The sequence below is a fragment of the Streptomyces sp. NPDC039480 genome, assembly GCF_055597165.1.
Genome location: NZ_JBVITX010000010.1, coordinates 113138 through 136090, shown reverse-complemented (window position 1 = coordinate 136090; position 22953 = coordinate 113138). Strand labels below are relative to the sequence as shown.

The 22953-nt window shown below is 68.8% G+C and carries 29 protein-coding genes and 1 pseudogene; 6 read left to right on the top strand and 24 right to left on the bottom strand.

Annotated elements, in window-relative coordinates; genetic code table 11:
* Window positions 1–210 precede the first annotated feature (210 nt).
* From rpsB to ACZ56E_RS28765, 5 genes are all read left to right on the top strand, one after another.
* The gene (rpsB, locus tag ACZ56E_RS28785) at window positions 211–1134 is read left to right on the top strand and encodes a 30S ribosomal protein S2 (RefSeq protein WP_468611423.1); all 924 of its coding nucleotides are present in this window, start codon (window positions 211–213) and stop codon (window positions 1132–1134) included.
* Window positions 1135–1235: 101 nt separating this feature from the next.
* Window positions 1236–2072 (top strand): translation elongation factor Ts, encoded by an 837-nt coding sequence (gene tsf / locus ACZ56E_RS28780; RefSeq protein WP_399539197.1) that lies wholly within the window; start codon window positions 1236–1238, stop codon window positions 2070–2072.
* Window positions 2073–2257: 185 nt separating this feature from the next.
* Window positions 2258–3019 (top strand): UMP kinase, encoded by a 762-nt coding sequence (gene pyrH / locus ACZ56E_RS28775; protein WP_468611422.1) that lies wholly within the window; start codon window positions 2258–2260, stop codon window positions 3017–3019.
* A 157-nt stretch (window positions 3020–3176) separates the two neighbouring features.
* Window positions 3177–3734, top strand: coding sequence for a ribosome recycling factor (gene frr, locus ACZ56E_RS28770; protein WP_398308653.1), 558 nt, complete (start codon window positions 3177–3179; stop codon window positions 3732–3734).
* Between the two features lie 37 nt (window positions 3735–3771).
* Window positions 3772–4881, top strand: a complete 1110-nt coding sequence (locus ACZ56E_RS28765; RefSeq protein ID WP_468611421.1) for a phosphatidate cytidylyltransferase — start codon at window positions 3772–3774, stop codon at window positions 4879–4881.
* A gap of 865 nt (window positions 4882–5746) precedes the next feature.
* Here the strand turns inward: ACZ56E_RS28765 and ACZ56E_RS28760 are convergent.
* From ACZ56E_RS28760 to ACZ56E_RS28655, 22 genes and pseudogenes are all read right to left on the bottom strand, one after another.
* Window positions 5747–6986: pseudogene (locus tag ACZ56E_RS28760) on the bottom strand (tyrosine-type recombinase/integrase).
* A gap of 81 nt (window positions 6987–7067) precedes the next feature.
* Entirely contained in the window at window positions 7068–7334 is a 267-nt protein-coding gene (locus tag ACZ56E_RS28755; protein ID WP_468562318.1) for a helix-turn-helix transcriptional regulator, read from the bottom strand.
* A 239-nt stretch (window positions 7335–7573) separates the two neighbouring features.
* Entirely contained in the window at window positions 7574–8968 is a 1395-nt protein-coding gene (locus ACZ56E_RS28750; RefSeq protein WP_468562316.1) for a DNA primase family protein, read from the bottom strand.
* A 40-nt stretch (window positions 8969–9008) separates the two neighbouring features.
* On the bottom strand, window positions 9009–9923 hold the full coding sequence (locus tag ACZ56E_RS28745; protein ID WP_471218576.1) for a bifunctional DNA primase/polymerase: 915 nt from the start codon (window positions 9921–9923) through the stop codon (window positions 9009–9011).
* Between the two features lie 87 nt (window positions 9924–10010).
* Window positions 10011–10514 carry a single-stranded DNA-binding protein gene (locus ACZ56E_RS28740; RefSeq protein ID WP_471218573.1) on the bottom strand — a complete coding sequence of 168 codons (504 nt, stop codon included), beginning with the start codon at window positions 10512–10514 and terminating at the stop codon, window positions 10011–10013.
* A gap of 27 nt (window positions 10515–10541) precedes the next feature.
* Window positions 10542–11336, bottom strand: coding sequence for a deazapurine DNA modification protein DpdA family protein (locus ACZ56E_RS28735; RefSeq protein WP_471218572.1), 795 nt, complete (start codon window positions 11334–11336; stop codon window positions 10542–10544).
* Window positions 11333–11665, bottom strand: a complete 333-nt coding sequence (locus ACZ56E_RS28730; protein ID WP_471218570.1) for a MazG-like family protein — start codon at window positions 11663–11665, stop codon at window positions 11333–11335. The genes ACZ56E_RS28735 and ACZ56E_RS28730 overlap by 4 nt, the downstream gene beginning before the upstream one ends.
* Complete coding sequence (locus tag ACZ56E_RS28725) at window positions 11662–11940, bottom strand: hypothetical protein (protein WP_471218569.1); 279 nt, start codon at window positions 11938–11940, stop codon at window positions 11662–11664. Before ACZ56E_RS28725 ends, ACZ56E_RS28730 begins: the two co-directional genes overlap by 4 nt.
* Entirely contained in the window at window positions 11937–12137 is a 201-nt protein-coding gene (locus ACZ56E_RS28720; RefSeq protein ID WP_471218567.1) for a hypothetical protein, read from the bottom strand. The genes ACZ56E_RS28725 and ACZ56E_RS28720 overlap by 4 nt, the downstream gene beginning before the upstream one ends.
* Window positions 12138–12154: 17 nt before the next feature.
* Window positions 12155–12343, bottom strand: coding sequence for a hypothetical protein (locus tag ACZ56E_RS28715; RefSeq protein ID WP_471218565.1), 189 nt, complete (start codon window positions 12341–12343; stop codon window positions 12155–12157).
* Window positions 12344–12346: 3 nt separating this feature from the next.
* Window positions 12347–12640 carry a hypothetical protein gene (locus ACZ56E_RS28710; RefSeq protein ID WP_471218563.1) on the bottom strand — a complete coding sequence of 98 codons (294 nt, stop codon included), beginning with the start codon at window positions 12638–12640 and terminating at the stop codon, window positions 12347–12349.
* Between the two features lie 141 nt (window positions 12641–12781).
* A complete protein-coding gene (locus tag ACZ56E_RS28705; protein WP_471218561.1) occupies window positions 12782–15016 on the bottom strand; it encodes a cell division protein FtsK in 2235 nt (744 codons plus the stop codon).
* Window positions 15017–15109: 93 nt separating this feature from the next.
* A complete protein-coding gene (locus ACZ56E_RS28700; RefSeq protein ID WP_471218558.1) occupies window positions 15110–15358 on the bottom strand; it encodes a hypothetical protein in 249 nt (82 codons plus the stop codon).
* A gap of 66 nt (window positions 15359–15424) precedes the next feature.
* Window positions 15425–15757 (bottom strand): hypothetical protein, encoded by a 333-nt coding sequence (locus ACZ56E_RS28695; RefSeq protein ID WP_471218557.1) that lies wholly within the window; start codon window positions 15755–15757, stop codon window positions 15425–15427.
* Window positions 15754–16407, bottom strand: a complete 654-nt coding sequence (locus ACZ56E_RS28690; RefSeq protein WP_471218555.1) for a GGDEF domain-containing protein — start codon at window positions 16405–16407, stop codon at window positions 15754–15756. Before ACZ56E_RS28690 ends, ACZ56E_RS28695 begins: the two co-directional genes overlap by 4 nt.
* The gene (locus ACZ56E_RS28685) at window positions 16404–17411 is read right to left on the bottom strand and encodes a DUF2637 domain-containing protein (protein WP_471218553.1); all 1008 of its coding nucleotides are present in this window, start codon (window positions 17409–17411) and stop codon (window positions 16404–16406) included. The genes ACZ56E_RS28690 and ACZ56E_RS28685 overlap by 4 nt, the downstream gene beginning before the upstream one ends.
* Entirely contained in the window at window positions 17408–17611 is a 204-nt protein-coding gene (locus ACZ56E_RS28680; protein WP_471218551.1) for a hypothetical protein, read from the bottom strand. The genes ACZ56E_RS28685 and ACZ56E_RS28680 overlap by 4 nt, the downstream gene beginning before the upstream one ends.
* Window positions 17608–17901: a hypothetical protein gene (locus tag ACZ56E_RS28675; RefSeq protein ID WP_471218548.1), complete on the bottom strand. Its 294-nt coding sequence runs from the start codon at window positions 17899–17901 to the stop codon at window positions 17608–17610. The genes ACZ56E_RS28680 and ACZ56E_RS28675 overlap by 4 nt, the downstream gene beginning before the upstream one ends.
* An 88-nt stretch (window positions 17902–17989) precedes the next feature.
* Window positions 17990–18763 (bottom strand): DUF4097 family beta strand repeat-containing protein, encoded by a 774-nt coding sequence (locus tag ACZ56E_RS28670; RefSeq protein WP_471218546.1) that lies wholly within the window; start codon window positions 18761–18763, stop codon window positions 17990–17992.
* A 65-nt stretch (window positions 18764–18828) separates the two neighbouring features.
* Window positions 18829–19275 carry a transcriptional regulator gene (locus ACZ56E_RS28665; protein ID WP_471218544.1) on the bottom strand — a complete coding sequence of 149 codons (447 nt, stop codon included), beginning with the start codon at window positions 19273–19275 and terminating at the stop codon, window positions 18829–18831.
* 152 nt (window positions 19276–19427) lie between these two features.
* Window positions 19428–19658 carry a hypothetical protein gene (locus ACZ56E_RS28660; protein ID WP_468562288.1) on the bottom strand — a complete coding sequence of 77 codons (231 nt, stop codon included), beginning with the start codon at window positions 19656–19658 and terminating at the stop codon, window positions 19428–19430.
* A 92-nt stretch (window positions 19659–19750) separates the two neighbouring features.
* Entirely contained in the window at window positions 19751–19873 is a 123-nt protein-coding gene (locus tag ACZ56E_RS28655) for a hypothetical protein (protein ID WP_404754265.1), read from the bottom strand.
* Window positions 19874–20284: 411 nt separating this feature from the next.
* Between ACZ56E_RS28655 and ACZ56E_RS28650 the strand changes: the two genes are divergently transcribed.
* Window positions 20285–20680 (top strand): GntR family transcriptional regulator, encoded by a 396-nt coding sequence (locus ACZ56E_RS28650; protein ID WP_471218542.1) that lies wholly within the window; start codon window positions 20285–20287, stop codon window positions 20678–20680.
* A 216-nt stretch (window positions 20681–20896) separates the two neighbouring features.
* On the opposite strand, the gene ACZ56E_RS28645 is transcribed toward ACZ56E_RS28650, so the two are convergent.
* Together ACZ56E_RS28645 and ACZ56E_RS28640 are read right to left on the bottom strand one after the other, a co-directional pair.
* Entirely contained in the window at window positions 20897–21406 is a 510-nt protein-coding gene (locus ACZ56E_RS28645; protein WP_468562495.1) for a flavoprotein, read from the bottom strand.
* A gap of 50 nt (window positions 21407–21456) precedes the next feature.
* On the bottom strand, window positions 21457–22692 hold the full coding sequence (locus tag ACZ56E_RS28640) for a helix-turn-helix domain-containing protein (protein WP_468562282.1): 1236 nt from the start codon (window positions 22690–22692) through the stop codon (window positions 21457–21459).
* Between the last annotated feature and the right edge of the window lie 261 nt (window positions 22693–22953).

Genomic DNA, 22953 nt, shown 5'->3' with positions numbered 1-22953 from the left:
GGCAGTGGCGTCACCTGCCGCCCCGCGGGTCCCGTACACTTCTTGTGGCGATCCGGGTCACCGGGTCGACTTCGCACGCCCCGACACCAGGTCTCGAAAAGGCCGGTGTCAGCGCCTCTCGGTCCCTCGCGGGCAAGGCGCACAGCGGGCGTCAGGCGCGAGTGCCGTCCGGCACACGCGGCACAACCGAGAATCTCAAGGAGAACGGCCATGGCCGTCGTCACGATGCGGGAGCTGCTGGAAAGCGGCGTCCACTTCGGTCACCAGACCCGTCGCTGGAACCCGAAGATGAAGCGCTTCATCTTCACCGAGCGCAACGGCATCTACATCATCGACCTGCTCCAGTCGCTGTCGTACATCGACCGCGCCTACGAGTTCGTCAAGGAGACCGTCGCCCACGGCGGCACGGTCATGTTCGTCGGCACGAAGAAGCAGGCGCAGGAGGCCATCGCGGAGCAGGCCACCCGCGTCGGCATGCCCTACGTGAACCAGCGCTGGCTGGGCGGCATGCTCACCAACTTCTCGACCGTCTACAAGCGTCTGCAGCGCCTCAAGGAGCTCGAGCAGATCGACTTCGAGGACGTCGCCGCTTCCGGTCTGACCAAGAAGGAGCTTCTCGTGCTCTCGCGCGAGAAGGCCAAGCTGGAGAAGACCCTCGGTGGTATCCGCGAGATGTCCAAGGTGCCCAGCGCCGTCTGGATCGTGGACACCAAGAAGGAGCACATCGCGGTCGGCGAGGCCCGGAAGCTCAACATCCCGGTCGTCGCCATCCTCGACACCAACTGTGACCCCGACGAGGTCGACTACAAGATCCCGGGCAACGACGACGCGATCCGCTCCGTCACCCTGCTCACCCGCGTGATCGCCGACGCCGTCGCCGAGGGCCTCATCGCCCGCTCCGGCGTCGCCACGGGCGACCAGAAGCCGGGCGAGAAGGCCGCCGGCGAGCCGCTCGCCGAGTGGGAGCGCGACCTGCTCGAGGGCGAGAAGAAGGCTGACTCCGAGGAGGCCGCCGAGGCCCCCAAGGCCGAGGAGAAGCCGGCTGAGGACGCCGCCGAGGCTCCGGCCGCCGACGCCCCGGCCGCCGAGGCGCCCGCCGCCGACGCCCCGGCCGCGGACGCCGAGCAGGCCTGACCTCACAGGTTCGGTAGTTGACGGCGGGGGCCCGATCGGCCCCCGCCGTTCACCCGTAGACCTCCGTAGATCTTTCAGACTTCGAGAGAGAATTTTCGATCATGGCGAACTACACCGCCGCCGACGTCAAGAAGCTCCGTGAGCTCACGGGCGCCGGCATGATGGACTGCAAGAAGGCGCTCGACGAGGCCGAGGGCGACGTCGACAAGGCCGTCGAGGCGCTCCGCATCAAGGGCCAGAAGGGCGTCGCCAAGCGCGAGGGCCGCTCCGCCGAGAACGGCGCCGTGGTCTCCCTCATCGCCGACGACAACACCTCCGGTGTCATCGTCGAGCTGAAGTGCGAGACGGACTTCGTCGCCAAGGGTGACAAGTTCCAGGCCGTGGCGAACAACCTCGCCGCCCACATCGCCAAGACCTCCCCGGCCGACCTCGAGGCGCTGCTCGCGTCCGAGATCGAGGCCGGCAAGACCGTCCAGGCGTACGTCGACGAGGCCAACGCCAACCTCGGCGAGAAGATCGTCCTGGACCGCTTCGCGCAGTTCTCGGGCGCCTACGTCTCCGCGTACATGCACCGCACGATGCCCGACCTGCCCCCGCAGATCGGTGTCCTCGTCGAGCTGGACAAGGCCGACGCCGACGTCGCCAAGGGCATCGCCCAGCACATCGCCGCCTTCGCGCCGAAGTACCTCTCCCGTGAGGACGTCCCGGCCGAGGTCGTCGAGACCGAGCGTCGCGTCGCCGAGGAGACCACCCGCGCCGAGGGCAAGCCCGAGGCCGCCCTCCCCAAGATCGTCGAGGGTCGCGTCAACGGCTTCTTCAAGGAGGCCACCCTCCTCGGCCAGCCGTACGCGCTGGACAACAAGAAGTCGGTCGAGAAGGTTCTCGCCGAGGCCGGTGTCACCCTGAAGCGCTTCTCGCGCATCAAGGTCGGCATCTGAGTCCGTACCGCGATCGACGGTAGACCCCGCTAGGGTCGACAGCGGTCGCCCGCGCACGGCCCTCGTGCGCGACGTACGACCGCAGGATCTGACGAGGAGGCCGCTGCCGAGCATGGGATGCGAACAACACCCCACCGGCAGTGGCCTTCTTCGTATGTGTGCCTAGTAAGAGAAGCGAGAACCACATGACCACCAAGGCCGACTCGAAGAGTGACGACGACAAAGGCGCCGGACGCTTCCTGCTGAAGCTCTCCGGCGAGGCGTTCGCCGGTGGCGGCGGCCTCGGGGTCGATCCCGATGTGGTGCACGCCATCGCCCGGGAGATCGCGGCCGTCGTCCGCGACGGCGCCCAGATCGCCATCGTCATCGGCGGCGGCAACTTCTTCCGTGGCGCCGAGCTTCAGCAGCGCGGCATGGACCGGGCCCGCTCGGACTACATGGGCATGCTCGGCACCGTCATGAACTGCCTCGCGCTGCAGGACTTCCTGGAGAAGGAAGGCATCGACTGCCGCGTCCAGACCGCCATCACCATGGGGCAGGTCGCGGAGCCGTACATCCCGCTGCGGGCCGTGCGCCACCTGGAGAAGGGCCGTGTGGTCATCTTCGGTGCGGGCATGGGCATGCCGTACTTCTCCACCGACACCACCGCCGCGCAGCGCGCCCTGGAGATCGACGCCGAGGCGCTGCTCATGGGCAAGAACGGCGTGGACGGGGTCTACGACTCCGACCCGAAGACCAACCCCGACGCGGTGAAGTTCGACGCCCTCGGCTACGGCGAGGTCATCACGCGCGACCTGAAGGTCGCCGACATGACGGCGATCACGCTGTGCCGGGACAACAAGCTGCCCATCCTGGTCTTCGAGCTGCTCTCCGAGGGCAATATCGCCCGTGCCGTCAAGGGTGAGAAGATCGGCACACTCGTGGGCGACCAGGGAAACCGGGCCTGACCCGAGGGACCTGGTCCAGTCTCAAGCGACGCACGCGAGACGTCACTTGAGAGGGATGGACAAAGCCCTGCCGGTCGGACACCGTGCAGGAAAGAGACGCGACGCAGCCGGCCGCCCCGTGCTAGCCGGGCCACTCAAAGACACGCAGGAGCAAGTGGTGATCGAAGAGACCCTCCTCGAGGCCGAGGAGAAGATGGAGAAGGCCGTCGTGGTCGCCAAGGAGGACTTCGCCGCGATCCGCACCGGCCGTGCGCACCCGGCGATGTTCAACAAGATCGTGGCTGACTACTACGGCGCGCTGACGCCGATCAACCAGCTGGCGTCGTTCTCGGTGCCCGAGCCGCGGATGGCCGTGGTGACCCCGTTCGACAAGTCCGCGCTGCGCAACATCGAGCAGGCGATCCGGGACTCGGACCTCGGCGTCAACCCGAGCAACGACGGCAACATCATTCGGGTGACCTTCCCGGAGCTGACCCAGGACCGCCGCAAGGAGTTCATCAAGGTCGCCAAGACCAAGGCCGAGGACTCCAAGATCTCGATCCGGTCGATCCGTCGCAAGGCCAAGGAGGCCTTCGACAAGGCGATCAAGGACGGCGACATCGGTGAGGACGAGGGCCGCCGTGCGGAGAAGGACCTCGACGACCTCACGTCGAAGTACGCCACCCAGGTGGACGAGCTGCTCAAGCACAAGGAAGCCGAGCTGCTCGAAGTCTGAGTCGAGGCTCGAGTCCGAGGAATCAGGAAACCGATCCGTGAACGACTCTTCCTGGGAGGCGCCGCCCAGAGCCGGGTATTGGGGGCCGCCCGATCAGGGGCCTGGTCAGGGGGCGACCCCGCCAGGTCCCGCGTACGATGCGCAGGACGCGCTGTTTCCGTCTGAGACGCAGCCCATGCCCATCGTGCCCGACGTACCCGTGAACGGCGGAGACCAGGACGACGACCGGGGGGCCACTCGGATGGGCGGCCCCCTGTTCCGTGACGAGCCTCCGCAGGAGCCCATGCCCAGCGCACCACAACCGCAGCCCGCCCCGGCGGCACCGCAGAAGAAGAGCGCGGGCCGGGATCTCGGGGCGGCCATAGGGGTGGGCGTGGGTCTCGGCGCGGTGATCGTCGCGTCGCTGTTCATCGTGAAGGCCGTCTTCATCGGCGTCATAGCGGTCGCCGTCGTGGTGGGCCTCTGGGAGCTGACCTCCCGCCTGGCGGAGCGCAAGAGCATCAAGGCGCCGCTCGTGCCGCTCGCGGTGGGCGGCGCGGCGATGGTCGTCGCCGGGTACGTGCGCGGGCCCGAGGGTGCGTGGGTCGCGATGGCGCTCACCGCGCTCGCCGTGCTGGTCTGGCGGATGACCGAGCCGCCCGACGGCTATCTGAAGGACGTCACGGCGGGGGTCTTCGCCGCCTTCTACGTGCCTTTCCTCGCCACGTTCGTGGCGCTGATGCTGGCCGCGGACGACGGTCCGCAGCGGGTTCTCACCTTTCTGCTCCTGACGGTGGTCAGCGACACCGGTGCGTACGCGATCGGCTGGCGCTTCGGCAAGCACAAGCTGGCGCCGCGCATCAGCCCCGGCAAGACCCGCGAGGGCCTGGTCGGCGCGGTCACCTTCGCGATGGCCGCGGGCGCGCTGTGCATGGAGTTCCTGATCGACGGCGGGACGTGGTGGCAGGGGCTCCTGATCGGCCTCGCGGTCGCGGCGAGCGCCACGCTCGGCGACCTCGGCGAGTCGATGATCAAGCGGGACCTCGGCATCAAGGACATGGGCACGCTGCTGCCCGGCCACGGCGGCATCATGGACCGCCTGGACTCCCTGCTGCCGACGGCGCCGGTGGTCTGGCTGCTGCTCGTGGTCTTTGTCGGATCTGGGTGACACCGGGGCTGACCTGCGTAGATGTGCGTGAGGGGTTCGTTGTCCACAGGGCGGCGAGCCCCTTGTCGTATGTCTGCGACACTGGAAGGACCATGCCTGTACCCGGAGAACTGGGAGCCGTCAGGCAAGAACGGGCCCATCACCTGCGTGTTTAGGCCCTCCCGGCGTCCCTTTCTGAGCTTCTGGGCCGTCCCTGGGCCGTCTCTGTGGCCGTGTCCCGCTGGTACCTGCGGGAAATAGTGCATCGGTCGCCTTCGGCGAAGAAGGCCGCTGACGTCGATGAGCGGTCTGAGACACAGTCGGTGAAACCACTGTGAGTGGGCGTCGGCTGACCAATCTCGGAACTTCGATGTGACACGAGATTTGCAGATCTACCCTCCCGAACTAGGGAGGTGCCGCTACGGTGGGACCACCGCCGCAGATTCAAGTTCTGGGTTGGTGCGAGGCCAAAGTTGCCTGCCGGGCGTTGGTCTCAAACGAAGTGAGGGCCCCCTTCGGCCGGAAACCTTCAGGGGCCCTCGGTGGATCACCGGCCGTGTAGCAACTCGGTCAGGAGTGCTGTGACGGTGGTTGCAGCCACCGTCACAAGCACCTCCCAGGCCATTCGCTTCGCGCGTCCGTAGTTTCTACGGGCACGCGCAGGCGTTTGGCATCTCCTAACCAGTCCGGCAACCGCCTCCCGCAGCGCCGCAATGCAGCGCCATAAGGCGATCATGTCGTTCTCCTTCCGTCCAGCGGGCACGGTTGTGCACGCAGGATGGAAGGAGTGCCAAGTGCGGCGTCCGCCACCGAGTACACCGGATCTGGAAGCGCTACGTGGCCGGAATGCGGAAATCGGTGCTCTGAGAGGTGTCGAAGCCGCGTATCAACTGGCTCCACAGGCACGTAGGGCAATGTCGACGGCCTTCCGGGTTCGCTCCTGGACCGACGGCATCAGGTGCGCATACACCCGCAGCGTCAGCCCCGGATCGGCGTGCCCCAGGTACTGGCTGACGGCCTTGATGCTCTCTCCGGAGTCCAGCAGCACGGACGCGTAGAAGTGTCTCAGCGCGTGCATGCCGTGCTCGCGTGCGGACTCATACTTGCCATCCTTTCCGGGGCCCGGGATGAGGCCGGCCGCCGCCAGGGCTGGCTTCCACTCCTGGATGTTGAAGTTGCTGCGCCACACGACCCCGCTCGCGGTGTTCGTGAAGAGAAGACGAGCCGTCACCTTCGGGCCGTCCGGCTTGCGCCACGGCAGAGTGATCTCAACCGGCTTGCAGACATCCATGTGGGCGCGCAGCGCCCCCGCGACGGACGCCGGTAGCGGTACGTCCCGCTCCTTATTGCACTTAGGGGGGGGCGAACACGGCTGTTCCCCGAATGAGCTTCACCTGCCGGACCACGTGCAGGGTGCTGCCCCCGAAGTCGAGCGCATCTTCAGCCAGGCCCACAATCTCGCCCTGCCGGAGCCCACAGCCCGCCCCCGTGTCGACCATGGGGCGGTATCGCTCGGTAAGAGCCTCACGCACGGCGTGTATCTGACTGGGTAGCCACGGCACGACTCGCCGGCGCTCGGTTGCCGGTGGGCGCACGGACTTTGCAAAGCACGGATTACGGGGCAACAAGCCGTCATCCACGGCGGCGCTGAGCACAGCCCGCACGTCGCCGTAGATATTTCGTGCGTACCCACCACTTACGGATGGGTCCTCTTCCAGGGTGCCGACCAGTGCGCGAATATGCTCGGGGCGGAACGAGTCGAGTGGACGTGAACCGAGTACGGGGATGGCGTGCAGGCGCAACCGGGTCTCGGCACCGATCTGGCTTGACAGGTCTGCGCTGTGGGCCGACAGCCACTTCTCGACGTAACTCTTGAAGGTGATCCTGGCTGCACGTGGGTCGACGTAGTGCCCGCGTGACATGTCGGATGCGGTGTCGGTGAGCCACTTCTCAGCGAGGCGTTTCTGCCCGTCAGCGAAGCTCTTGGACTTCTCGGTTCCGTCGGGGCCGATGTAGCGGGCGCGGTAGCGAAGTCCTGTGCCGTGGCGGTCGGTCTTGGTGCGGACGCTTTTGCCGTTGGAGTCGGTTTCAGTCTTGAACCAGCGGTCTTGGACATGGCCGGCCATGCGGTGGCGGCACCTCCTCGTGCAGATGGAGAGGGCAATGGAGTGGCCCTCCCCGGGGAAATCGAACGGAGCTTGTGAGCGTCAGGCCGCGTCGGCTTCGGCGCGTTGGAGGACTGCCACGTAGTTGCGTACGGCGGCGGGGTCGTAGCGGACGTGCTTGCCGATACGGAAGCCGGGCGGGCCGGTGCGCTTCTTGCGCCACTGGTAGACGGTCTCTTTGGGTACCTCGAAGATTTCGGCGATGTCGTCGGGGGTGAGGTACCGGTCAGGCAGACCCTCACGGAGCGCGGCTTGGGGGTCTGACTGCTTCGTGCCGGTGGAGAGCGTGAGCGTGTTTTGGCGAGACATTCCGTGGCTCCTCGGGGAAGCGTCGGGAGGCGGGAAAGTTGGAGCTACATTCCTGTGGGTCGCGGACCATCGCGGACCACCCCTGTTGACCTGCGGTTTTGTGGCGGTGCTGTGCGGACCATCGCGGACCACCCGGTGAGAGGTGGTCCGCGATGGTCTGCGATGGGGGCCGGGTAAACGTGCAGGTCACAGGGGGTGGTCCGCGATGGTCCGCGACCCGGCGGAATGTAGGCGCAACTTCAGTCGGTGGCGCCTTGTGGTGGGCGCAGGGTGATGCCGGTGTAGGTGCGGACGCGGGTCTCGCCTTCGCGGGGGCGTGTGAGGGCGAGTTGGGGGATGACGGACAGCAGGTTGCGGCCGAAGATCTGTTTCGTGCCGGAACGGACGCCGTTGTCCTCGCTCCACTCGCGCCAGGCGGCCCACAGGGTGTCCACGGGGATCGAGCAGGCCGGGCCGGTGGTGCAGCGCTCGCGGATGAACGCGGACGTGGGGGATGCGGTGTCCCGCATCGTGGTGACCGCCTCGCGGCTGGAGGCCGGTTCGGTGAGGCGGCCGGCGTGCTGGAGACGAGCGAGTCCGTCCAAGGCCCAGTTCAGGATGCCGGGCATTTCGGCGGTGAGCCGGTCGGTGAGTGTGGGATCTTCCCTGCCGAGCCAGGAGACTTGCATGCTGAGCAGGATGAAGCGGTTGGCGATGACGCCTGATGAGTCGCCGAAGTGCGGCAGCTCGTTGGACAGGATCATCAGCCGGGAGGGCAGCTTGCCGGTCCACTGCTCGCGGTACTTGCGGTCGACGTCGATGGTGTCGTCCCCGGAGATCGTCAGCAGCCGTTCTACGACTTGGCTGTTGTCGTTGCCCGACAGGCGGGCGTCGGAGATGACCGCCAGAGATTTGCCGATCAGGGTCGACAGGCCGAAGTTCGTGCCCAGTCCGGCCAGCGTCGGCCCGGCAAGGTTCTCCTTGCCGACCAGTGCTTTGAGCACCCTCGCGATGGTGCCCTTGCCGGAGCGCGAGGGGCCGACGATGAGCAGGATCTTTTGCAGGTCGGTGCGGCCGGACAGGACGTAGCCGAACCACTCCTGCAAGGCGGTCACGGCGTCGGTGTCCTCGGGCCAGATCTGGGCCAGGAAGCGTTCCCAGGTGGGCGCAATCGCGTCGGCGTCGTAGGCGAACGGCACGGAGACCAGGTTGAAGAACGCGGGGCTGTGCGGGAGGAGTTCACGGTCCCGGATGCGTAGCAGCCCGTTCTCACAGGCCACGATCGGCCCGTCATCGGGCCGGTCGTGCTGGTCATCGATCCAGGCCGGGGCGTCGGTCTCGGTGGGCAGCAAGATGATGGCCCCGAGAGCGTCGAGCAGGTTGCTGATTTTCTGTTTGGTGGGGGCCCAGTCCTGCATGTCGGGGTTGCCGTCGCGGTCGGTGCCGCTCTGGTAGATGGCGTGCTCCAGGCGGGTGTACATGCTGGCGCGCATCTGGTTCTCGTCCAACTCGCGCCAGCTGGTGCCGGTCCAGCGCATCCAGGACCCGCGCCAGCGGCGGCAGATCAGGTGTCCGTCGTCGTTTTGCCAGTCGGGCAGGATACGGCGGGCGACGGCCATGGGGTTGGAGGGCGCGGGCAGTTCTTCGGTGTTCATGCCGGGCCCCTCCCTTCCGTGGGGGTGCGTGCGGGGCGGTTCATACGGCCGTGGCGGCAGGGAGGCCCAAGCCGTTGGCGACGGCGCGGCGTGCGTAGGGTTCGGGCACGCCGACCGTGACGGCGGCGGCCACGATCTCTTCCGCGACGGCATCCAGCCCGCACGGGCCGGGGCACTGGGTGTGCTGGGAGGCGAGGAACCGGGCCACGCCAAAAGCCTGGGATCCGGCACCGGATTCGGTGTGCTCGCGGACTCGGGCCAAGCCCCTGTCCAGGCCGGTACGAACGTAGCGCTCGGTGTGGCGGCACCCGGTGGCCACCTTCGACTCCCACGTCCGGGGGACGGGGTGGGAAGACACCACCCCCGCGCGGGGCGGGGTGGTGTCTTCCTTGGCGGTCAGCGCGCGCACCGCGTCGGGCAGGGGTGCCATGCGGCCGGTGCCGGGACCGAGCCAGCGGGCGTAGGACATGCGGGACTTGATGTCCACGCCCGGCCGTACTCCGTGTGCGGAGCGCATGGTGCCCACATAGATCCAGTGCTGGCCTCGCGTGGTGGGCACGGTGCGGGTGGGGGGCAGATGCTTGTGGGCCCAGGCGATGGCGTCGGCGTGGTCGAGGTCGACGACGGTGAGGCGGACGCCGGCGGGGTGGTAGGCGACGGCGGTGGCCTGCCTCCACGCGGTGGCCCAGGCGGGGGAGGTGAGGGTGCCGGGGTCGGTGGTCGCGGCGGCCCAGGCGTGACAGGGGCGCGGGCAGGTGCAGGGTCCGGCCTGCTTCATGTTCGGTCGGCCGCCGCACGCGTTCTTGGCGCAGGCGGGGCAGTTCCCGAAGGGGGCTTTGCCGATGCGGAGCGGCAGCACGGGCACGCCCCTGGCGGCGAGTGCCAGCGCGGTGGCCAGGGGCCCGGTCGGCTGTGGCCTGAGGCGGGCTCGTCGGGGCGGGGTGGTGTGGGGCATTCTGGGGGTCTCCTGCTCTCTTGGAGGGACTGGAGAACCGGGGCGGGGTGCAGGCTTTGGCGAGACGGCACCCCGCCCCGGGCGTATCTAGAACGGCGGCTCTTCGCGGTACTTCGACTCCGAGCCCGGGGCGGCAGCGGCGGGGGTTCCCCAGCCGCCGTTGGCCGGGGCGGCGGTATTCCAGGCGTCGGCGGCCGGGCCGGAGCCAGAGGTGGCGCCGTTGCGCTGGAGGCGTTCGACCTTGGCGGTGGCGAAGCGCAGCGAGGGCCCGATCTCGTCGACCTCCAGGCCGAGCATGGACCGGTTGTTGCCCTCGGGGGTCTGCCAGTTGTGCTGACGCAGACGGCCGGACACGATCACGCGCATGCCCTTGGTGAGGCTGTCGGCGACATGCTCGGCAAGGTCGCGCCAGGCGGTGCAGCGAAGGAACATCGCGGTCCCGTCGCGCCACTGGTTGGCGGTCTTGTCGTAGGTGCGCGGGGTGGAGGCGACGGTGAACTTCACCATCGGCGCGCCGCTGGGGGTGAAGCGGAGTTCGGGGTCGTCGGTCAGGTTGCCGACGACGGTCAACGGGGTCTCTCCTGCGGACATGGGATCACTCACTTCCGGTTGGGGCCGTTAGGCCGCATCGAGGCTGGGTTGGTGCCAACTGGGAAGAGCGTTGAGGAGCCGAGCCCGCCAGCGCAGCGCGTAGGGCAGGCAGTTTGCGCAGTTCTTGTGCGTGTGGTCGGGCAGTGCCGGACGCCATCGGGCATGAGAGCTCCAGGCAGCGGAGTCGGCCGAGGCCAAGAGGTGCCCGACGCGTTCGAGCCCGAGGGTCTTGAAGCCGAAGCCGTGCAGGCGGTAGCCGCGGGCGGCCATCGCGGTGACGATCGCAGCGCCTTGCTTGGTGGACTGCAGACGGCATACGGAGCCCAGCCCGACGGTGGGTTCTTGGCGCAGGTCCACGCCGTAGCTCTCATACAGGTCTGCGCACGCGTGGTACTCGGCCACGGTGCGGCCCTGAAGGGTGGGGATGATCCGCAGGGTCGGGGCGAGGGAGCGCAGATCGAGGAAGTTGTGCACGGTGCGCCGCTGATGCTCCGGCACGCTCAACTGGGTCCCGACGAACGTGAGGGGGCCCGCTGTGCCGCCGTGGATGATGAGGTCTTCACACATCCAGTCCTGACCGGCGGCCCAGTCGTAAGGACCGACGCTCTCCCAGATGCGCCGCAGGTCATCTACGTATTGGCGCGGGCTGCGTGTCCAGCGGCCGTGACGCTGGAGCTCCGAGAAGCCGCCGGAGTCGACCGCATATTGGCCCCGTGCCGGGTACAGCTTCGCCGCGGTGGCGAAGTGCTCCGACTTCAGGAACAGCGGCACGTCGGTGAGCTTGACCCAGTGCCGTTTGTGGGTGGTCAGGTAGAACCTCATCCCTGATCTCGCACGGGCGGAAGGGTGAGGCGGCGGGCGGCGGCGTGCAGCTTGGCGTCGAGGACTGCCGGGGCGTGGTTGGTGATCGAGTGGAGGGCGACGGCGGCGGCGATGATGACGTCGGCCAGTTCCTGGGCGACGTCGCCGCGGCCGTGGGTGGTGCCCTTGCGGGGGTTTTGGCCGGTGGCGCCGATGTAGGCGGCGGCGACCTCTCCGGCCTCTTCACCGACCTTCAGCAGGCGCATGGCCAGCTCGTGGTCGTCGCGGCCGTTGGCCTTGTCCAGGGCGGCGGTGATGCGGGCGACGACGGGCCACAGGGCAGCGCTCATGCGGCTTCCTCTCCGGTGCGGGTCGGGGTGGTGGGGGCAGGTGTACGGCGGTGCTGGTCCAGGTCGATGACCGCGGCCAGGGAGCCGGGCGGTGCACTGTGCTCGGGGGCGGGGTGCGGGTCTCCGGGCGGCCGCGGCCCGCCGCGTGCACCGGCGGCCACGGCGGCGAGTACGGCGTCCCGGCGGCGGGCCGCGGCGTGGCCGGTGAGGGTGACAGCGCCGAACACGAGACCGGGGGCGGCCAGTACGGCGGCCGCGATGAGGTCGCCGTTCATCGGGTTTCCTGCCGCTGGGAGTCCAGGAGTTGTGCCAGCGTGCCGCCCAGCGTGTTGAGGCGGGTCTCGATGGCCTGCCACGAGACGGCGTCGATGCTCATGAGCGCGGCGATGGCGGTGGGCATGTCGCCGCGGGCGTGCGCTTCGAGCGCGGTGCGCAGTTCGCCCGTGGCCATCAGGGTCGGGGCCTGAGGCATAGCGGTTCCCTTCGGGGTCAGAGGTCGGGGATGGCGCCGATGACGGCGGTGGTGAGTTCGTTGATGGGTCCGGCGGCGCCGGTGGAGGCGAGGAAGAACCCGAACATCACGGCGGCGAACGCCGATCCGTAGCCGAGGGACTTGCCGCGCAGGAGGAAGAACAGGATCAGGCCGTAGAGGATGACGAGTGAGACCGAGATGGCCATGGGTCAGCCCTTCTTGGTGAACGGGTGGGTGGGGGGTGTGCTGGGCTCGTTCCGGCCTTCGCGGTAGATGCGCAGCCAGAGGTTGTAGAGGCGGCGGCCGAGGCGGACGCGCTTGCCGTAGCCGTGGCAGCGACGGCAGTCCTTGCCGCGGTTGAGGGTTCCGCGCCGGGTTCGCTTGATGGCGTGGCCCATGCCGTGGCAGCGCCGGCAGTCGCCGTACGGGCTGCCCGCACACAAGCTGATGTAACAGAGAGTCACGCCGAGTAGGCAGATGCCAGCAAGGGGCAGGGGGGTCATGGGGTGCCCTCCAGGGCGGATTCCGGGGATTCCCGCAGGTGAGGTGCTAGGCGCGAGTTCCCTGATCAGGCCGGGATTGAGGTGCTAGTGGGCGTGCTAGGTCTAGCACTGGCGGGGTGCTAGACCTAGCAGCGCTCCGCGTCAGCCCTTGCCGGGCTTTCCGTCGCGCTCAGTAACTGCCTTGGCGATGTCGGCGCGGGAGATGCCGCGCCGGGTGGTGCCCTTGCCCTTGTCGCTGGTGGCCCAGACGTCCTGGACCGTGATGCCGTGCGGGCGCAGGTTCTTGGCGACCGTCTCGGCTTTCCAGCCGCTGTAGACCTCGGGGCGAAGCGAGGCGAGGCGGGTGGCGACCTTCTCGTTCCACACCTTTTCCTCGTCGACGGCCACGACCTTCAGCACGTCGGCGAGCAGGTCAAAGGTGGCCTCGCCGGTCTCGGGCTGCTGGCCGATAGCGTGGCCGGTGACGTTGCCGTACTCCTCGCGCATGGCGCGGGCACGGGCCACGACCTGTTCGGCGCCGACCGCGTCGACGAACGCGGAGGCCACGATGCGCGGGTCGTCGCCCTCACCGGCCATCCAGCAGATGCCGCGGTCGGAGCGGGAGAACATCGTGGCCCGGTACCCGGCCTTGTAGGCGCCGGTGCCCAGCACCATGTCGTTGGCGGTATGGCCCATGACTTTGAGGCAGAACCGCAGCACGGCGTTGGCGCTGATGCCGGGCGGCAGGCTCTTGGCGTCGGGGCGCTGGGTGCCGAACAGCATCGTCATGCCGAGGGCGGGGCCGCGTTTGCCCAGGTCGGTGCAGATTTCTTCGATCTCGGCACCGTACTTGTCGTGTTCGAAGGGGACTTGGCACTCGTCGAACCCGGCCACGATGGGGTGCAGGCGAAGGGACTTGTCGCCTGCCAGCTCCGGGGTGACCTTCGACTCCGGGCAGCGCGAGCGCGGCAGCGACTTGATGACTTTCGCCCGGCGCCGCAGCTCCGTGCGCAGTTCGCGCAGGGCGTGCAGGACGTATTCGATGTCCTCGTCCTCGTCGCCCGCTCGGTAGCGGTGGCAGACGGGTTCGAGGGCGCCGAAGTCGCCGGTGCCCTTGAAGTCGAACGCGTGGATCTCGGCGCGGGGGTCGAGGGCGGCGATGAGCAGGAAGAGCCGCATCAGGAACGTCTTGCCCATGCGCGGAATGGAGCCGACGACGACGGAGGCGAACATCAGGGTGACCGAGACGTCGCCCATGCGCTGATCGTTGCCGAACACGACCGGCTTGAACAGGTCGACGGTGCCCGCCTTCAGCAGCGGCCATGCGGGCTTGGTCGTCTCGTTCATCGGCTTGTCGCCGACCCACAGCACGAGTCGCCCCTCGTGCTCGTCGGGGTCGGCTGAGGGCCACACGCAGCCGACTTTGCGCCGCAGGCCAGAAGCGAGCGACTTGCGGGCCTCCATGATGTCCTCCGGGGTCACACCCCAGGGCAGATCGAGGTCGGCGCGGTAGCCGGGCCCGTCCCGGGTGATCTCGGAGGTGAACCGCATCCCGTTCATGTCGCCGCCCTTCTTGATGGCGGCCGTCAGCTTCGGGTTGCCGATGTTGTCCAGGGCGCGCAACACGATCGAGGTGGTCAGCTTCTCCAGCTCGGTCCTGATGACCGCACGCCCGATCACGGGCTCATCGGCCTTGCCACCCTTGAAGCCGGCGGCCAGCACGGCGGCTGACGCGAACAGCACCAGCCAGCCCGGCGCCAGCACGTAGGCGGCCATCGCCAGCGGCACTCCGACGAGTCCGGCAACCGCCATGACCAGCATCCGAAGCCGCACCCGCCGGTCACGCTGGCGGGACAGCTTCAGGTACTCGCCGGTGTTCTCGTGCTCCACCTCATACGCCCGCAGCGGGGCGGCTTCGGCGTCCCACACCCAGCGGTTGGTCTGCTCAACCAGCCGCGCCACCCCCGTCGGTGCGTCCACCGACAGCCGGAACAGGTACCAGGGGGTGCGGATGCCGTGATACGCCGTGGCGTAGAAGGCGTTGCCGGTCGCGCGCTTCGTGGTGGACACGAAGCCCGGCTTGGACTTCAACCACGACGGCAGGATCGGCTTGCGCTTGAAGGTCACGATCCCGGGGCCCGGCAGAGTTGCCGGGTCGGCCGGACGCGGCGCCCGAGAGTCGTCCGACTCGTCGTCGTCCACGTCGGCCGTCGAGTCGGCCGTGTGGACGGCCGACTCATCACGCGCCGAGTCGGCCGACTCGACCGGCACACGGTCGGCCGACCCGGCACGCGCGCTGCGCACCTTGTCGAGGTCGACCACGCCCCCAGTCCGGTCGGCATGCATCTGGGCTTCGAGATGCTCAAAGAACTCGTGATTCTCGTCGGGGTGATTCACTGGTGAGCCCTTCCACTTCGGGTGTGAGGGATGCCGGGCCCGGCCGTGTGCTGTAGGAGGCGAGCGGCCAGGCCCGGTCAGAGCTTGAGCAGGTCAGCCGTGCTGGACACGGCAGCGGGCGCACAGGTCGCCCGTCAGGCGATCAGGCCCGATGTACAGGTGCTGGGCGCAGAAGTAGCCGCCGCAGCCGTACTCATCTCCACCCGGGACCTGGCCGCACAGGAAAGCCAGACCTCGGTCGATGGACTCGGTACAGCCGACTTCCTCGCAGGTCGCCTCGATGCCGTAACCGGCCTCAATCAGCTCGCCGTTGCGGGTGACTTCATAGGACGCGTAACCCATCTAGTTCTCCTTGCAGATCAGCCGTGTAGGGGCGAGTGGGTGTCGGGCGCCGTGAGCCAGCACCCTTCACAGGTCGAACAGGACCGGCGCCTCGACGGGCGGGGCGGCGGCTTTGCGCGCGCGGCGCGCGGCGGCGGTGTGGCACTCCGGGCACCACGCCACCAGGTCGGCGGCGGGCAGCGCGGCGGCGGCCACGGGCGTGGTGAGCGGGTCGGCGGGCGCGGCGAGGAGCCGCACGCGGTGGCCCTGGTGTTCGCGGGTGTAGTGGTCGTGCTCGCGCGGGCACCGTCCGCCGCCCTTGGCGTGCGGGTTGCCGCACGCTCCGGTGCACTGGCAGCGGAAGCCCGCCGCCACCATCACCGGCCGCCAGGTGCTCATGCCGGTCAGGGGTTCGCTCATGCCGCCACCCCCATCACGGGCAGTTCCGTGCGGGCGCCGCGGCGGCCGGAACGGCGTCCGGCGACGGTGGCGAACAGGCGGCCCAGTCCGGCCCGGCGCAGCCCGGAGCGGGCTTCCTGCTTGGCCGCGTACATGGCCTCATCCGCGCGCCGCAGCAGCGCGGACAGGTCCTCGCCGGGGAAGTCGGCGGCGCGGACCCAGCCGAGCGACACCGTGGTGCACACCGCCGGATCCAGACCCTCGACGGGCCGGGCGAGGGTGGTGTGCAGGTGGGCGAGCAGATCGGCGGCGCCGCCGTACCGGTCGAGAAGAACGGCGGCGAACTCATCACCCCCCAGCCGTCCGACCACCCCGGACGGGCCGACGTGGCGTGCCAGCCGAGCAGCGGTCGCCTTCAGCAGCTCGTCACCGGCGGCATGCCCGTGCCGGTCGTTGATCTGCTTGAAGTGGTCGACGTCGGCCAGCACCACGATGGCCCGCCCGTCCCCGAGCAGCGCCGTGGCTCGGCGGGTGAACGCATCCCGGGTCCGCAGACCGGTCAGCGGGTCGCGCCGCGCCACGTGCAGGCGACGGTGCAGCCACGCCACGTGGGCCGCCCATCCACCGGCGAGCGGAGCGCAGGCGGTGAGGGCTGCTAAGAGCGCGCTCATGCCGCCGCCCCCTCACCGGTCTCCGACGCGTCTGCGGGGGTCTCGACGGCGTGCAGCGGCTTGCTGGCGCGCTCCGCGGTCAGCACGTCCCGTACCTGCCGGGCGGGCTTGGCCCCGCAGCGCAGCGCCTTACGCAGCGCCTCACCGTTGTCGACCTCGGCATCCGACCAGGTGGCCGTCAACTCGCGCGCCTCGGCGAGCAGTTCCTCCAGTCCGCGCCGCACCGTCTTGTTCGGGCGGCGGCGCGGGGTGGCTGGCGGCTTGCGCCGACGCTGCGAGTCGGGCTTCTCGCCGTTGGACGGGTCCGGCTCCTGCCGCTCGTCGTGCGGCTCTTCCCCGGCCGCGGGGGCGAGCTCTCCGAGTTTGAGCAGGACGCGCGAGCGCCGTGGTGTCTTCGAGCGCCAGCGGCGCCCGTGCTGCTCGCGCAGCTCCGCGCGGGCCAGCTGGCGCTCCCGCTCGCGGGCGAGCGCGTCGGCGTAGGAGGTGATCTCCCACAGCGTCATGCGCCGCCACAGCGCAAACGTGGTCAGCGGGGCGAGGAGCCACCGACTGGCCCGGATCTTGTCCATCCGCCGCCCGGTCACCGCACCGATCCGCACCGCGTAGATGTGCGCGCCGATCTCGGAAAACACCACCCACAGCAGCGGCATCGTGCCGTGCGCGACCTTGGCCCACAGACTGTTCCCGGCGGCCACGTTCAGCCCGCAGGTGATCAGCGTGAGCGCCCAGGGCACGAACCGCACCCACGCCAGCGCCATATCCATACGGATCAGCAGCAGGTTGGCGACGGTGAACACCGGGATGGCCACGTCGATACCGACCGGCAGCATCCACGGGGAAGCAAAACCCCAGCGCAGCGCGGCGGCCGACACCGCGTCGAACGAGGCGATGAAGCCGAGCGAGCCGACCCCGGCCGCAGCCGCAGCGCCGACACCGGCAAGGCCCAGCTCCGGGCGCGTCAGCGGCGGCACCGCCGCACGCTCGGGAGCGGCCGGCGCGCTCACCGCGCACCGCCCCTCTGACGGCCCGGACGGCGGATGTCCAGCACCCAGCCGGTGAAGTGGAGGGCACCGCCGACGCCGACCAGGAACCGCCACAGCGGTTCACCGGTGACGAGGTAGACGGTGGCCGCGCTCATCATGACGAGCGCCCCGACCACCAGGAACGACACGATGACCCGCTCACGTGCGGCCAGCGTCCTCATGCCGCCACCGCCTTACGGGCACCGTCACGACGCGAGGCCGGGCGGCGCAACGGGGTGATGTTGAACAGCTCCGGCACGTACGCCTCGATGGCCTGCGCGGCGATACGGACCGCGTCGTCGGGCAGGTGCGGGTTGTCAGCGAGGATGTCGCGGGCCGCGTCCAAACGTGCCGCGCGCTCGGTCTCGCTCTCGCCCTCGGTTCCCAGCCACAGTTCCAGCGGGGTGCCCAGGGCGAGTTCGAGGAAGTCGGTGTCGCTGACGGCCTCATGGCCGCTGACGTAGCTACGCATGGTGACTCCTGGCAGAGGGAGGGACGGGAGGAAGCCGGGGCGGGCGCAGGCTTTGGCGAGACGGCGCCCGGCCCCGGCGAGGGGCGGTTCAGTGGTGGCGGACCCGGCCGGAGAGGCTGTCCGCGCTGACCATCAGACGGCTGGCGCCGGTGAGGCGGACATCTCCGGAAACGCTGTTCGCGCCCATCGGGCCGCAGGCGGCGCGGGTGGCCTGCACCTCGATGTCGCCGGAGGTGGTGTTGAGCTGCGCCTGGTGGCCGTCGTACAGGTCGACGGCGATGTTCCCGGAAACGGTCTGTGCGGTGATGGTCCCGGTCACCCGGGCCGCCACTACATCCCCCGAGGTGGTGCGGGCCTTCAGCTCCCGCACCCCGTCGGCGTTAAGGTCGCCGGAGACGGAGCGGAACTCCAGCGCATCGAGGTGGCCGAAGATCTCGACATCGCCAGAGGTGGTGACGAAGGCCAGCGAGGACCCGACAGGCAGGAAGACGTTCGCCTGGATCGGGCTCACCGTGGTCATGCTGCCGGAACTGCCGCTGACGACGCGGCCGTTGATGATGGTCATCCCGGTGACCGTGCCGTACACGGTGCCCGCGCTCTGCGTGACCCGGTTTCCGCGGATGCTCTGCACCATCACGTTGCCGGGCATCTTCGGTACCTCGATGCCGAGCGTCTGCCCGTTCTGTTCGGCGCGGGCGCCCGAGACCGCATCGGCGGCGGGCCCGGTGCAGTCGTCGGTGCTCAGCACCACACGGGCGTGGCTGTACAGGTCGCTGACGTGGACGTGTGCGTGACCGGCCGGCAGGGACAGGCCCAGCACGAGAGGACCGGCGGTCTTGGAGGCGAACGTGCGCTCGGTCATGACGAACTCCAGGAAGACGAGGAGGGAGGGTGCGCGAGAGTCCGGGGCGGTGCCCGGGGCGTGGCTCAGACGGTGGCGATAATCAGCGCGGCGACCAGCAGCCACAGGTGATGGAAGGACTGGTCAAGGGCGTAGGCGCCGGTACCGATGTGCGGGTTGTCGTCGCGGCCGGGGCGCGGGGTGCCGAGCCGGTAGAACTCGCCCTTGCCGGTCACCTTGGCCAGCCACGCCAGCGTGCTGCGGCGGTCGGCCCACCAGTGCGTGACGGCGTCGACACCCAGGCCCAGGACCACACCCAGCAGGGACAGGTGCAGGTCCAGCAGCCAGGCAACCGGCAGCAGGATGACGACCTTGGTCGCGGTGAGCGTGGCGACGTGCCGGGCGTCGGCCAGACGGCCCACCCATCCGGGCAGGCCCTTGTGCGCGGACTGGTGGGAGCTCTGCACCCAGTGGTCCCCCACGCTGTGGGCGACGTACAAGGCGATGAAGACAACAGCAAAGGCCGTGGCCATGGCGACTCCTTGGAGGGAGGGAGGAAGCCGGGCGGGCGCAGGCAGTGGCGAGACGACGCCCGGCCCGGACAGATGGCGCCGGCCGCGAACGCGGCGGGCGAGAGCGCCCCGGCCGGGAGTCGAACCCGGCCTGCGACCATCGGGGCGGTTGATCAGCGCTGTGCGTCGCGGTGCTGGACGAGCTGTATAGCCATCCGGGGGAAGTCGGCGACACCGTCGAAATCGGCGAAGGTCAGGCCGTAGATCGCGGTCGCCTGAAGCATTTCGCTCAACACCGCTGCCGCATCGGCTTTCTGTGCCGCGGTCGGGCGGTGGCTGGGGGCGAACTGCGCCGCAGCGGAGACGATGCGGGCGGCGATGTCGTCCAGCTGGTTCTGATCCACGATGGGTGTCCTCTCGGGTCAGCATGGAGCGGGTCTGTCCCGTGCTCCCCGCGGCCCCGGAACCAGGTCCGGGACCACAGGCAACCGGTCAGTCAGCGCCAGAACGGGATCGTCTTGGCGTGCTCCTCGCACCACTTGCAGGGCAGGTTCGCGCCCCCGCGGTGCAGGTGGGTGTGCTGCTCACACTGCGCGCAGTGGTAGATGTCCTTCGGCATAACGGGCTCCTCTCAGGGCTTTGGAGCTCTTCCGGCTCCCCGCACCCCCGCCCGTACGAATAGCTCCGCAGAGCCGGTCGGACGGGCGGGGGAGGCAACCGGCGCGGCCGGTAGGCCGCTGCGGTGAAGTTGGGATGCGCTGTTCCGCGCACAGGGACAGAACCCGTGCGCGTCCGCCCTCTTGCTTGCCGAGGTGGGGCGGACTGACCTCCAACCCATCGACCACCCGTGAGCAGATGGCTGGGTTGGGCACTCTGTTGAGTTCTGAAGGAACGACCGGCACGGGGCTCGCTCCGGAGGAAGCGACCTGTCCCGTTCCGACACGACTCAGATTGACCCAGGTCAATCTGAGAGTCAAGAGGATTCGCCGAAGGATCAGAGATTGACCTAGGTCCGGTTACTCTCGAAGCCATGGATTCGAGCCCCGATGCGCCCAAGCCCACGGCCAAGGAGATCGCTGCCGACTACCGCGCGAGGATCGCGGACCCGAACAACGAGGACTTTGTCCCGGGGAAGCGGCTGCCGGCCGCTCGCCAGCTCGCCAAGCAGCTTGGCGTGCAACTCATGACCGTGCAGAGCGCGTACAGCCAACTCCGCGACGAGGGTTTGGTTCTCACGCAGCAGGGGCGCGGGACCTTCGTACGCGATCCGTCGGTGCCCCTCGGCACAGAGCCCGGAAGTAGCCCCGCGTTCGCCGCATTGGCTGATGAACTCAGCTCGATTCATGCCGCGCTCCGCTTGCTCGATGAGCGGCTGGACCGCCTGGAGCGGGCTGTCGGCGAAGAGACTCCTCCACCTTCGCAGTGAGCGAGTCTGTGCGCCGCAAGAGTCGCTCAGTCGCGGCGCGCGCCTCGTGCAAACTCGCTTTGATCGCTGCGAGTTCGGCGGGAGTGAGATTCCCTGCTTCGTTCCGTCGCTCGTTGGTCCCTGGCATGACACTGAGCATGTAGCCACAGACAGAAGAGGACCCGGACAGAGTGTCCGGGTCCTCTTTCCTTACAGGTCAGCAGCATTGACGAGTCGTCATCGAGCCACTTCGTCCACAGCCTTCAGCACAGCCGACCACGGCAGCTCCCGCCCTGATGGAGCGTCGCGCGGCTCGTACAGGGGCCATACGTCCGGCCCGTATACGAGGCGGACATCAGCCTCGCGCAGTGATTCGATGTGGCGTCGCCAAGCCGGGTGACGCACGTGCGCCGCGTTCACGCGAGGGAAGACGACGACCGGCAGGTCCACCGTTCCAATCGCCTCGCCCACCTGCGTCAGCGCCTGGTTGTCCATCAGGCCGCTAGCCAGCTTCGCGACCATGTTGGCCGATGCAGGAGCGACCACGTAGCAGTCGACGCGAGGGTGCGGGCGTGCCTCGCCGGGGAGCCGCGGTTCATCTCGTACAGGCAAGCCGGTCAGCTTCTCCAGCCGCTCAGCCTCGCCGTTCATCCGGAGCCAGCGCCCCGCGGTCGGCGTCAGCGTCACAGCCACTTGCCATCCGCTATCCAGCGCGGGTTCGACCAGGCCTGTACGCAGGGTCTCCACCCCGCCGGCCGCTGAACCCACCACTCCCAGCACCCCGCGCCTGCCTGAATTCACTGCACCGCCCTGCAACGCTGAGCCATCACGAACACTTCGGACGAACGCGAGCCGCCGCTGACAGGCGCCTGTTTGATCAGGTCCCGCAACGTCTCGCGCACCCTCGGATTGTTGCGTACGAGCTGCGGGGAGGTGCGTTCGGCCTTGCGTAGTTCCGCGAAGGCTTCGTCGCTGTGGCCGGCGAGTGAGAGGGCCCGCGAGTAGTCGATGCGATGGGAGACGCTGCGTTCCTGCGGCATGTGATCCACGTTGATCTGCCCGTGCTCCACCACGTACGAGATGTTGTCCAGGTCCAGCTCGATGGACAGGCGGTGCAGGAGCACGTTCGTGGGCCCGAACCCGGTCTGCCAGTAGTTCTCATCGGAGCCGAGATCCTCCGCCAGCAATTCGGCACGGCTCAGGAGCTCGGTCGCGGTCGGACGGTCCTGGTGCCTCGCGGCGGCGACGGCAGCCCGTAGGTGGATCATTCCGAGCAGGCTCAGGGCGGCCGGGTCGCTGGCTGCCACTTGAGACGCCAGCCACCTGGCTGTGGTGTTCCCGAGTTCCATGGCCGCCTCGTAGCGACCATTGGCAAGCAGTGCGTGTGTGCCGGACCGCGCAGCCGAAGCGAGAACCAGAGGATCGTCGGACTCGTCAGCCGCTCGCATCGCGCGTTCAGCGGCCAGCCACGAAACATCGGACTCACCGATCTTCGCGAGCGTTGTGGCCGCAAGGTGGTGGGCGCGGGCGGACACCGTCCAGCAGTCGCGCCGATCCTCGCCGCGGCGCCCGGCTCGGTCCTCCAGTTCCTGAGCGGCTTGGAGTAGGCCGGGAAGAGCCGCAATCACACTGCCGAGACGACCACCCTGGTAGTCGTTCCACGCTTGCTCCACCCTCACGGCCACGGACGCGGGCATCGGGAGCTGCACGTCAGCTTCCGGGCCGAAGAGCAGGCGAGAAAGTCGCCGCGGGCTCATGAGCGCGTCGCGCACCGCCGGGACGTCGTCCCGGTGCTGTTCGTCCTCCATGAGCACTGTCTGACCAAGCAGATCCCCGAGCGGGACGCGCAGGATGCGAGCCAGCTCCGTGAGCATGTCGATACGGGGTGCTTTCCTGCGGCCCGTCTCGATCTTCGCGAGCCAGTCGGTGCTGCGGCCCACCAGTCCGGCCAGCACCTCTTGCGTGTGCCCGCGGCGCTTCCGGTAGAACGCGATTCGTTCGCCGATGCTCAGGTGATCTCCGAGACCACGCATTGGGTGCGACCTCCGCTGGTGGTAGGGGCGCTTTCACGTTACTGACCGTGTTGGCCGATGGGCGAGAGGCGTCTGAACGCCGCTTGCAGCAGCTTGGAGGACCGAACAGGGCAGAACCCGGACAGACTGTCCGGGTTCTCAGCAAGGTGCAGAAGGCGAGCAAGCGATTAGTGAAACTCCTTCCGCCCGAGGCCCTGTGTACTAGGCAACCCCGCCCGTGTCTGCATGCGCGTACTTGGCCTGACGTCGGGCAGGAGGTGC